Source organism: Streptomyces sp. NPDC001156 (genome assembly GCF_053598275.1).
In genome coordinates this window covers 26,218-36,062 of the sequence record NZ_JBSFJX010000087.1, presented here as the reverse complement: position 1 = coordinate 36,062, position 9,845 = coordinate 26,218, and the positions used below count along the sequence as shown (strand labels likewise).

At 71.5% G+C, this 9,845-nt stretch carries 11 protein-coding genes and 1 pseudogene; 9 read left to right on the top strand and 3 right to left on the bottom strand.

Annotated features, from left to right (window positions below; genetic code table 11):
- Positions 1-249 (bottom strand): annotated as a pseudogene (locus tag ACWDA7_RS31245) (hydroxyacid dehydrogenase); the annotation flags it as partial.
- A 308-nt stretch (positions 250-557) separates the two neighbouring features.
- Here ACWDA7_RS31245 and ACWDA7_RS31240 point away from each other — a divergent pair.
- Entirely contained in the window at positions 558-1,460 is a 903-nt protein-coding gene (locus ACWDA7_RS31240; RefSeq protein ID WP_450608404.1) for a universal stress protein, read from the top strand.
- Positions 1,461-1,563: 103 nt separating this feature from the next.
- Positions 1,564-2,268 (top strand): YqjF family protein, encoded by a 705-nt coding sequence (locus ACWDA7_RS31235; protein ID WP_450608402.1) that lies wholly within the window; start codon positions 1,564-1,566, stop codon positions 2,266-2,268.
- Between the two features lie 27 nt (positions 2,269-2,295).
- On the opposite strand, the gene ACWDA7_RS31230 is transcribed toward ACWDA7_RS31235, so the two are convergent.
- Positions 2,296-3,030 carry an SOS response-associated peptidase gene (locus ACWDA7_RS31230; RefSeq protein ID WP_450608400.1) on the bottom strand — a complete coding sequence of 245 codons (735 nt, stop codon included), beginning with the start codon at positions 3,028-3,030 and terminating at the stop codon, positions 2,296-2,298.
- Positions 3,031-3,081: 51 nt separating this feature from the next.
- Positions 3,082-3,294 carry a hypothetical protein gene (locus ACWDA7_RS31225; RefSeq protein WP_450608399.1) on the bottom strand — a complete coding sequence of 71 codons (213 nt, stop codon included), beginning with the start codon at positions 3,292-3,294 and terminating at the stop codon, positions 3,082-3,084.
- Positions 3,295-3,648: 354 nt separating this feature from the next.
- Here ACWDA7_RS31225 and ACWDA7_RS31220 point away from each other — a divergent pair, with 354 nt between their 5' ends.
- The 7 genes from ACWDA7_RS31220 to ACWDA7_RS31190 all read left to right on the top strand — a co-directional run bounded on the left by ACWDA7_RS31220 (position 3,649) and on the right by ACWDA7_RS31190 (position 9,374).
- Positions 3,649-4,896: a hypothetical protein gene (locus tag ACWDA7_RS31220; RefSeq protein WP_450608397.1), complete on the top strand. Its 1,248-nt coding sequence runs from the start codon at positions 3,649-3,651 to the stop codon at positions 4,894-4,896.
- Positions 4,893-5,978, top strand: coding sequence for an NADH-quinone oxidoreductase subunit B family protein (locus ACWDA7_RS31215; protein WP_450608395.1), 1,086 nt, complete (start codon positions 4,893-4,895; stop codon positions 5,976-5,978). Before ACWDA7_RS31220 ends, ACWDA7_RS31215 begins: the two co-directional genes overlap by 4 nt.
- A gap of 37 nt (positions 5,979-6,015) precedes the next feature.
- Positions 6,016-7,809, top strand: coding sequence for a nickel-dependent hydrogenase large subunit (locus tag ACWDA7_RS31210; RefSeq protein ID WP_432924785.1), 1,794 nt, complete (start codon positions 6,016-6,018; stop codon positions 7,807-7,809).
- A complete protein-coding gene (locus ACWDA7_RS31205; RefSeq protein WP_450608394.1) occupies positions 7,802-8,353 on the top strand; it encodes a NifU family protein in 552 nt (183 codons plus the stop codon). Before ACWDA7_RS31210 ends, ACWDA7_RS31205 begins: the two co-directional genes overlap by 8 nt.
- The gene (locus tag ACWDA7_RS31200; RefSeq protein ID WP_450608392.1) at positions 8,350-8,937 is read left to right on the top strand and encodes a DUF5947 family protein; all 588 of its coding nucleotides are present in this window, start codon (positions 8,350-8,352) and stop codon (positions 8,935-8,937) included. Before ACWDA7_RS31205 ends, ACWDA7_RS31200 begins: the two co-directional genes overlap by 4 nt.
- A gap of 18 nt (positions 8,938-8,955) precedes the next feature.
- The gene (locus ACWDA7_RS31195; protein WP_450608390.1) at positions 8,956-9,162 is read left to right on the top strand and encodes a hypothetical protein; all 207 of its coding nucleotides are present in this window, start codon (positions 8,956-8,958) and stop codon (positions 9,160-9,162) included.
- A 65-nt stretch (positions 9,163-9,227) separates the two neighbouring features.
- On the top strand, positions 9,228-9,374 hold the full coding sequence (locus tag ACWDA7_RS31190; RefSeq protein WP_359396079.1) for a hypothetical protein: 147 nt from the start codon (positions 9,228-9,230) through the stop codon (positions 9,372-9,374).
- The last annotated feature ends 471 nt before the right edge of the window (positions 9,375-9,845 follow it).

Here is a 9,845-nt window from a genome sequence, read left to right as displayed (position 1 = left end):
GGGCGCCGCCGCCAGGGCGGCGGCGCCCAGCGGGGGGCAGCCCCAGCCGGTGACCAGGAGGTCGACCTCGGCGAGGACAGCCCGGGCCCGCGGGGTGGTGAGGTCGTCGAGGACGGGCGGCGGGGCGAGGGCGCAGATCGCGGCCAGTGCGCCGAGCGACTCGGGGTCCAGGACAGCCGCGGCGGCCTCCTGGGACATGGCGAGGGCGGCACGGGGGCGGAAGCCGGGACCCGGCGTCGAGAGAGTCATCGGGTTGGGGAACTCCTCACTCGCTGCGGACGTGCGGCCGGAGGAATCCTCTTGGCCCGGTGGGAAGCGGTCAAGGCACCGATCGGGCCGGTCACCTCCTGGTGGCGGGCCAAGCAGATCAGGTCCGCCTGTGCTTGCACGGGGGCCTGCGTACAGACTGGTGGTGAACGAAGGAGCGCCACGGCGGCGGCTCGCGGCCCGATCCAGGAGGCCCCGGCAGCCGCCGCCCCGGGCGAGGGCGCGCAGCCGTTCGCGGCTGCCCGCACGTCAGTATCGGACGGGCCGGCCCAGCGCTGGTGGAGATGACCATGACCCGACCGGACGGCGGTCGGCCCATCGTGGTCGGCGTCGATCCCGACCCGGCGAGGCGCGCGGCTCTGGCCTGGGCGGCCGACGAGGCGGCGCGCCGCCGGGTGCCGCTGCGCCCGGTGCATGTCGACAGCGTGCCGACCACGGAGTTCCGCAGATGGGACATGCCGCACTCCTGGAGTGCGCGGGACCACGCGCTGCACGACGCGGGAGAGCATCTCCTCGAGGCGGCGGTGGCGTTCGCCGAAGCCCGCCAGCCGCAGGTCGAGGTGACCGGGATGCTGGCTGAGGGGCACCCGGTGGAGATCCTGCGGGAGCAGGCCCACGACGCCACGGCCCTCGTACTGGGGTCCCGGCATCCGAGCCGGATGACCGAGGTGTTCGGACCGACCTCGATCACTCTGCCCGTCATGGCCCATGCCCGCTGCCCGGTGGTCGTCGTGCCCGAGCCGGAACACCTGCCCGACCGGCCCGAGTACCTCGTCGTCGGCGTGGACGGCAGCGCGCGCTCGGCCACTGCCGTCGCCTTCGCCTTCGAGGAGGCCGCGCTGCGGGGCGCGGTCCTGAGGGCGCTGTACGTGCGGCAGCCGGGGCTGCTCGGCGCACTCGACGAGGACCAGGCGCGGCAGCAAGGCCGGCTTCTGCTCTCTCGCACCACCGCCGGTCGCGCCGAGGAGTACCCGGACGTGGAGCTGCGCCTGGACGTGGTCAGCGGTCATCCGGCGAGGGTTCTGGCCGAGGAGTCCGCACATGCGGCGGCCCTGGTGGTGGGGACCCGGGGCCACGGCGGCCTCGCCGGTCTGCTGCTGGGCTCGGTGAGCCAGGGCGTACTGCGCCACGCCGGATGCCCTGTCATCGCCGTGCCCCACCCACTCGTCCCGGTCGAGGACAAGGACACCTGACGCAGCGGGGCCGCGCGAAGCCGGCCTGGGGGCGGCACGCTCGGGGCAGGGCCGCCGAGCCTGCGACCGGCCGGGGGCCGGGCCGCTGCGTAGGCTGGTGGCCATGGTGTCGTACACCAGGGAACGGCATGTCGTTCTGCCGTTGTTCAAGGCACGGTGGCTGAGTCAGACCTTCGTCCACTGGCCCTACGACCCGCGGAGCGTGCAGGCGCTGCTGCCGCCGGGGCTGACCGTCGACACCTACGAGGACGCGGCGTGGGTGGGGTTCACGCCCTTCGTCATGTCGGCTCTGCGCCCCGGCGTTCTGCCACCGACTCCGTCGTCCTTCGCGGAGACCAATCTGCGCACCTTCGTGCACCGCCCCGACGGCCTCGACGGCTTGTGGTTCCTCTCCCTGGAGGTCGCCGTGCCGGCCATGCTGGCGGGGTGGCTGATCGGCGCGCCCTACCACCTGGGCGTCCTGCAGGTGCGGAAGGAGGGCGCCACGGTGCGCTATGCCGGAGTGCGCCGCGGGGGGTTCCCGTCCTACCGCCTCACCGTCCGCCCGGGAGAACCGATCGACCCGGATCCGAGGGACGTGTGGCTGGTCTCCCGCTGGCGGGCCTTCACCCGCACCGGCCGGGTGCTGTGGCAGACCTCGGTGGATCACGAGCCGTGGCCGCTGTGCCGTGCCGAGGCGGTGGAGCTGCGCCAGACGCTGACGGCGGCGGCCGGGCTTCCCGCGCCGGCCGGGCCCCCGGTGCTCCACTTCTCGCCACGGGTGAGCGCGGTGCGGTTCGCACTGCCGCATCCGGTCCGCAGCCACTGAGCGGCCGGGGTCGAACCTGCCCGGGACCTAGGGTGTGACCGGATCGAGCAGCTGGGGGCCGTTGTTGCGGACGTTGTTGACGGCCGTGGACACCGGACGGACGGCCAGCCGGCCGTCCGCGGGCGGGTGCAGCACTCCGTGCAGCCGGGCCGGGTCCTGCTGCTCGGGGTCCAGCCAGGCGTCCTGCTGGTCGGGGGGCACCGCGAGGGGCATGCGCGGGTGGATGCGGCCCGCAGCGTCGGTGGCGTCCGTGGTGATGACCGTGCAGGTGGTCCACCAGGCCGCGGGGTCGTCGTCCTCGGCCACCGCCGGATCCCGCCAGAACTCGTACAACCCCGCCAGGGCCATCACCTGCCCGTCCTCGGGGCTGATGAAGTAGGGCTGCTTGTGCGCCTTCGCCGGGCCGGCCGCCGGGACCTGCTGCCACTCGTAGAAGCCGTCGGCGGGCAGCAGACAGCGCCGTTTGAGGAAGGCCTGACGGAAGGCCGGCTTCTCGTGGACCGTCTCCACCCGGGCGTTGATCATCCTTGCGCCGGTCTTCGGGTCCTTCGCCCAGGACGGCACCAGCCCCCAGCGCAACGGCCGCAACTGCCGCCGCACGGTGCCACCGCCGCGGGGCGCGCGCTCGAGCACCGCCCATACGTCGTCGGTCGGGGCGACGTTCCAGTTGGGCTCCAGGGTGTCCTGGCGGTTCCAGTCGGTGACGTGGAAGAGCCGGGCCAGGTCCTCGGGGCTGCGGGTGGAGACATATCGACCGCACATGGGCTCACTGTGCCACGCGTCGCGACGAGGACTCCGGCGCCTGGGGGGCGGTCACGAGCGGGCGAGGTCGCCCCCGGACGCGGACCGCCGGCGCGCCCCTGGCGGGGTCACCGAGGCGAACGCCATCCGGAACAGGTCCCAGGCACTCGCGTCTCCGAACGCCGCGCCACCGGCCTGGGCCGCTCGCACCCGGCGGTACGCCGACTCGGTGGCCACGGCACCGGGGCCGGACGGTTCGGCGCAGTCGACCGGGCTCGTCTCCACGGGCCTCCGCTCCTTTGGTACGCGCTCCGAAACGGCCGACGGCCCCCACGACGCGCGAGCGCGGTGCCGCCCGGCAGGGCCGCGACTCGCCGCGACGGCACGGCCCAGCGCCCGCAGCCTGCCACCCCCACGCGGGGCACACGTCCCCGTCCCTCATACGCGCCGCGACGGCCACGACGCGACCACCCGGATGGCCGAACGGCGGCAACTGGGGGCCTACCGTCCCTCCACTCCGCGGTCCTCCCAGGCCGACGCGCCACTCACCCGTCCGCCGCCAATGCGCGCCGAATCCGATAAAAGGTGTGATCGTTGTAAACCACTGCAATAGGGACAGTTGGCAAGTGAGGAGCTACGGTGAGCCACCCTGACCGGGAGCCCGGGAGCGCGCGCGTGGCGCACTCCGCGGTCGACGAGGCCTGCGCCGTGGCCGACGCCGTCCTCTACGAGGGCTACCTCCTCTACCCGTACCGGAGATCGTCGCCCAAGAACCGTGTGCGCTGGCAGTTCGGCATCCTCGCGCCGCGTGCCTGGGCGGGGGCCGACGGCCCCGTCGCGCCGAGCATCTCGGGGTCCGTGGAGTCCTGGCAGCAGCAGACCGAGTGCCTGCTACGGGCAGAGCCCGAGGCCGTGGTCCAGGTGCGCGTGCGCTATCTGCAGATGCAGCAGAGGGTCGTCGAGCTCCGGGAGGAGGACGGCCGCTACACCCCCGTGGACTCCGTGGAGACAGCCGGCGCCGTCCATCTGGCCTTCGACGAGGCGGTGCCGCGCGAGAGCGACCTCGTCGTTCCGCTGGCCGTCCTCCTGGCAGGTGAGCGGCAGTTCGCCCTGGCCGCTCCTGGCGGTGAGGAGACGGAGGAACTTCCCGATGGCGTGGGGCGGTTGGTGCGCCAGCGGTGCCCCGTCGAGGCGCGGACGACGCTGTACGCCGAGCGGCTCCCCGGCCCCGGAGGACTTCACCGGCTCGGGGTGCGCACGGAGAACACCGGTGAGGCGACCCCGCCGGAGACGCCTCGCGAGGAGGCCCTGCGCCATGCGCTCATCGCGACGCACACGTTGATCGGCGGCCAGGGAATCAGCTTCCTCTCCTCCATCGACCCGCCCGAGGAGGCCGCCGCTCACGTCCGGGACTGCCGCAACCTGCACACCTTCCCGGTGCTCGCCGGCGAGGAGGGATCGGACGGCCTCGTCCTGTCCGCCCCGATCATCCTGCCCGACCACCCGCAGGTGGCGCCGGAGAGTCCGGGCGACCTGCACGACGCCGCGGAGATCGACGAGATCCTGACCCTGCGGACGCTGCTGCTCACGGACGACGAGAAACGTGAGGCCCGCGCCACCGACGCCCGGGCCGCGTCGATCCTGGACCGGGTTGAGACCATGCCGCCGGAGGTGCTGGCCCGGCTGCACGGAGCCATCCGTTCCCTCGCCCCGACAGCCGCCGGCGCCGTACCGGCCGCGGACGCCGCCGCCCCTGACGAGCGCGGTGCCAGGACCGAACCACATCCGCACGCATCCGACGCGTCTCCCGCCCTGGCGTTCGCCGGACCGGTGGCCGCGGCCTACGACCGACTCCGGGACCGACTGCAAGGGAGGCCGAGCACATGACCGTGGAAAGCGGTACCAAGGTCAGCCGACGCAACGACAAGACCGAGCAACCACGCGGGTTCGACGAGGTCCATATCCTGTGGATCTCCGAGGGCATGAGCTGCGACGGCGACACCATCTCGATGACGGCGGCCGGTCAGCCCGCCATCGAGGACATCGTCCTCGGGCTCGTACCGGGCCTGCCGAAGGTAAACCTCTACAACAAGGTGCTCTCGCCCAGTATGGGCGGCGAGGACTTCCTCGCTCCTTTCCGCGCGGCGGCACGCGGCGACCTGGAGCCTTTCATCCTGGTCATCGAGGGCTCGATCCCCAACCAGAAGATCATCCAGGGCGACGGCTACTGGACCTCGTTCGGCAACGACCCCGAAACGGGTGAGCCGCTCACCCTCAACTGGTGGATCGACCACCTCGCTCCCCGCGCCTGGGCGGTGGTCGCCGCCGGTACGTGCGCCACGTACGGCGGGATCCACGCGATGGCCGGCAACCCCACGGGCTCCATGGGCCTCGCCGACTATCTGGGCTGGGAGTTCAAGTCTCAGGGCGGGCTGCCCATCGTCAACGTGCCGGGCTGCCCGATCCAGCCCGAGAACTTCATGGAGACGCTGACCTGGGTGCTCTACCACGCGGCCGGGTCGGCACCGCCGCCCCCGCTGGACCACATGCTGCGTCCGCAGTGGCTGTTCGGGAAGACGGTGCACGAGGGATGCGACCGCGCCGCCTACTACGAGCAGGCCGACTTCGGCCGGGACTACAACTCGCCCAAGTGCATGGTCAAGGTGGGCTGTTGGGGTCCGGTCGTCAACTGCAACGTGCCCAAGCGCGGCTGGATGGCGGGCGTGGGCGGCTGCCCGAACGTCGGGGGCATCTGCATCGGCTGCACGATGCCCGGTTTCCCGGACGCCTTCATGCCGTTCATGGACGAGCCGACGGGCGCCACCTTCTCCGCCGCCCTGATCAGACCCTACGGGGCCGTGATCCGGCGACTGCGCGGCCTGACCAACATGGCGGTCAACCGCGAGCCCAAGTGGCGCCATCCCAAGGCCGAGCTGACCAGCGGTTACGACGCCCACTGGCGCCCCTGAGACCGGACAAGCGAAAGAGAGCGAGGAAAACACGGACATGACGGCAACCGAGGCGCGGGGCGCCAAGCGCAAACCCGCGCAGATCGTGGACATGTCCTGGGACCCGATCACCCGGATCGTCGGCAATCTCGGCATCTACACGAAGATCGACTTCGCGAACCGGGAAGTCGTGGAGTGTCACAGCACCTCGTCCCTCTTCCGGGGCTACTCCGTCTTCATGCGGGGCAAGGACCCGCGCGACGCGGGCTTCATCACGTCGCGCATCTGCGGGATCTGCGGTGACAATCACACCACGTGTTCCAACTACGCCCAGCAGATGGCCTATGGCGTCAAGCCGCCGATGCTCGCCGACACCATCGTCAACCTGGGCGAGGCGGCCGAGTACATCTTCGACCACACGATCTTCCAGGACAACCTGGTCTTCGTCGACTTCTGCGAAGCCATGGTCAAGTCCACCAACCCCGGCCTCCTGGCGCGGGCTGAGCGCACCGAGGCACGCCACGCGAACATCCACGGGTACCGGACCATCGCCGACGTGATGCGCGCCTACAACCCGTTCGAGGGCGAGGTGTACAAGGAGGCGCTGAAGGTCAGCCGGATCACCCGGGAGATGTTCTGCCTGATGGAGGGGCGCCACGTCCATCCCTCCACGCTCTATCCGGGCGGTGTCGGCACGATGCCGGAGCCGACCACCTTCACCGACTACCTCTCCCGCCTGGTGCGCGTGCTCGACTTCGTCAAGAAGGCCGTCGTGATGAGCGACGACGTCTTCGACTTCTTCTACGAGGCGATGCCCGGCTACGAGGAGGTGGGCCGGCGGCGCATCATGCTCGGCTGCTGGGGCGCCTGGCAGAACCCCGACGTGTGCGACTACCGCTACGAGACGATGAGCGAGTGGGGCAAGGCGATGTACGTCACCCCCGGCGTCGTCGTGGACGGCGAACTCGTCACCAACGACCTGGTCGACATCAACCTGGGCATCCGTATCCTGCTGGGCAGTTCCTACTACGAGGACTGGGCGAACGAGCAGCCGTTCGTCACCCACGACCCGCTCGGCAACCCCGTCGACATGCGCCACCCCTGGAACCAGACGACGGTCCCGATGCCGCAGAAGCGCGACTTCGACGGCAACTACAGCTGGGTGATGAGCCCTCGCTGGTACAACAAGAAGACCTCCGAGCATCTTCCGCTGGACACCGGCGGCGGTCCCCTGGCCCGCCTGTGGTCGACGGCGCTCAACGGCATGGTCGACACGCCGTACGTGAAGGCCACCGGCCGCAGTGTGGAGATCTCGCTGCCCAAGAGCGAGCAACTGCCGGAGATGACGCTGGAGTGGAAGATCCCCAAGTGGAGCAACACGCTCGAGCGCGACCGGGCCCGGCCGTACTTCGTCGCGTACTCCGCCGCCATGGCCTTCTACTTCCTCGAGAAGGCGATGGGGTTCGTCCGTGCCGGCGAGACCAAGGTCTTCGAGAACTACGAGGTGCCGGACGAGGCGATCGGCTGCGGGTTCCACGAAGCGGTGCGCGGTGTCCTCTCCCACCACCTGGTGATCAAGGACAGGAAGATCGCGAACTACCACCCCTACCCGCCGACGCCGTGGAACGGCAGCCCAAGGGACATGTACGGCACCCCCGGGCCCTACGAGGACGCCGTCCAGGGCCAGCCGATCTTCGAGGAGAACGGCCCCGACGACTTCAAGGGCGTCGACATCATGCGCACCGTCCGCAGCTTCGACCCCTGTCTGCCCTGCGGGGTGCACATGTACCTCGGCAAGGGCAACACGCTGACCAAGCTGCACTCGCCCACGTACGGAGCGGCTCATGCCTGAGTCCGTGCGGCTCGACGAGGCGGCGGTCGCCGAACGGCTGACACGCCTCGACCTGCTGCTCGAGCAGATCGAGGACGCCCCGGGGCCCATGACCGGCGCCGCGATCGAGGCGGTGCAGGTCCTCGCCGCGGTCTACGGGGAGGCGCTGGCCCGGGTACTGGACGGCGCCGACCGCGCCCTCGTCGACCGTATGGCCGGTGACCAGCTCATCGGCCATCTCCTGGTGCTTCACGACATCCACCCGGAACCGCCCGAGCGCCGGGCCGAGCGCGCGGTCGACGCGCTGCGCCCCTCGGTGCTCGAACGGGGCGGGGACGTCGAGCTGACGGCAGTGGAGGAGGGCGTCGCCCGTGTGCGGCTCGCCGCCAAGGGCTGCGGATCCTCCTCCGCCGAACTGGAGGAGGCGGTCCGCGAGGCCGTGCTCACCCTGGCCCCCGAGCTCTCCGGCGTCGAACGGGCGCCGGGGGCTGACGGGCGGCGCAGCACCTTCGTACCGCTCGAAGCACTCACCCTGCGTTCGGCGTCCGTCGCGGAGCCGTCATGACCTCCGGTGCTCTGGCCCGCGTCATCCGCTCCGCCGCGGACCGGCGACCGGAGGCGGAGCGCTGCGACCTATGCGGCGTCGAGACCCCGTCCGACCACCGGCATCTGCTCGACGTGGGCAACGACGAGGTGCTGTGCGCCTGCCGGCCCTGCTCCCTGCTCTTCGTCGAGGCCGAGGCGAGCGAGGGGCGGTACCGGCTGGTGCCGAGCCGGCGGGTCCGCCTGCCTCCGGTGGGTACTCGCGCCCTGGGCGTCCCGGTGGGGCTGGCCTTCTTCATCGCGCGTGCGGACAGCACCGTGACCGCGCACTACCCGAGCCCCGCGGGGGCCGCGCGCTGGGAGGCGGACCCTCAGGCATGGCGCGATGTCGTCGCCCAGTGCCCCCCGCTCGCCACCCTCGAACCGGATGTGGAGGCGCTACTGGTGAACACCGCCCGTTCCGCGGAGGAGCACTGGATCGTCCCCATCGACGACTGCTTCCGGATGGTCGCGCTCGTCCGACGGGAATGGCGGGGCCTGTCCGGCGGCAGCCGGGTGTGGCCGGCCGTGGACCAGTTCTTCGCGGAGCTGACCGAACAACCGTAGACCGGCAAGGAGGAGCTGATGGGCATCATCCGAGTAGGCAAGCCGGACGTGAAACCCGACACCCCGACCCATGTCTCCGGGCTGCACGAGGGCAACAGGGGGCCCTACAGCCGTCAGACCGGACACCACAAGGACGGGACCGCCGACGCCCGCCGCTCGACCGGAATCCACTGGCGGAAGCACAACGCGATCGCCAAGACCATGCCGAACCTTCCTCCCGGATGAGGCGGCATCCACCACCGCGCCGCTTCCGGTGCGGCATCGCAGACAAGGACCGAGGAGTAGGGAACATGGCCAGACGAGTGCTGATCGCCGAGGCGCTGCTCATTGCGGGCCTGGCGACCGTCGTACTGTGCCGGGAGATGCCCGGGCTGGTACGCGAAGTCAGGATCTGGCGGATGGTGGGACTGCCGGGCGTCACCAGGCGCCGCCGCTGACCCGCCCCCCGCCGGGCACCATTGGGCCGGGCCGCGCAGTCCGCTGCGCGGCCCGACCGCGCGCGCCCGCGGTACCCGCCGCCGGTACGGCAGACCATGACTGACCTGCGCGCTCGGCCGGTGCGTATAGGGGCTTGCGCCAAGCCCACGACCCGGCAGGCCCGCCCGGTCAGCGGTGCCAAGCCCGTCGCCTCCCAGCCCCGCCCGGTCGCCATGCACGATGGCCGCCGCCGCGCGCCAAGCCCACCGACCCAGCAGCCCCGCCCGGTCGCCGTGTGCCAAGCCCACCGAGCCGGCAGCCCTGCGCGATCGCCGCGCGTCATAGGGCCCCGACATCCCCGCCCCGTCGCCGTGCGCCAAGACCCGCCCACCCGGAAGCTCCCCGCCCGCCGTGTCCGTTCGTCGGGACCGCCGCGCCGAGCCTCAGGCCTTCGTCCGTACGGACCGCCGCGCCGAGCCTCAGGCATTCGT

Coding starts and splice junctions, on each gene's coding strand:
- ACWDA7_RS31240 (WP_450608404.1), top strand. CDS start 558: ATGACCCGACCGGACGGCGGTCGGCCCATCGTGGTCGGCGTCGATCCC.
- ACWDA7_RS31235 (WP_450608402.1), top strand. CDS start 1,564: ATGGTGTCGTACACCAGGGAACGGCATGTCGTTCTGCCGTTGTTCAAG.
- ACWDA7_RS31230 (WP_450608400.1), bottom strand. CDS start 3,030: ATGTGCGGTCGATATGTCTCCACCCGCAGCCCCGAGGACCTGGCCCGG.
- ACWDA7_RS31215 (WP_450608395.1), top strand. CDS start 4,893: ATGACCGTGGAAAGCGGTACCAAGGTCAGCCGACGCAACGACAAGACC.
- ACWDA7_RS31210 (WP_432924785.1), top strand. CDS start 6,016: ATGACGGCAACCGAGGCGCGGGGCGCCAAGCGCAAACCCGCGCAGATC.
- ACWDA7_RS31205 (WP_450608394.1), top strand. CDS start 7,802: ATGCCTGAGTCCGTGCGGCTCGACGAGGCGGCGGTCGCCGAACGGCTG.
- ACWDA7_RS31200 (WP_450608392.1), top strand. CDS start 8,350: ATGACCTCCGGTGCTCTGGCCCGCGTCATCCGCTCCGCCGCGGACCGG.
- ACWDA7_RS31195 (WP_450608390.1), top strand. CDS start 8,956: ATGGGCATCATCCGAGTAGGCAAGCCGGACGTGAAACCCGACACCCCG.
- ACWDA7_RS31190 (WP_359396079.1), top strand. CDS start 9,228: ATGGCCAGACGAGTGCTGATCGCCGAGGCGCTGCTCATTGCGGGCCTG.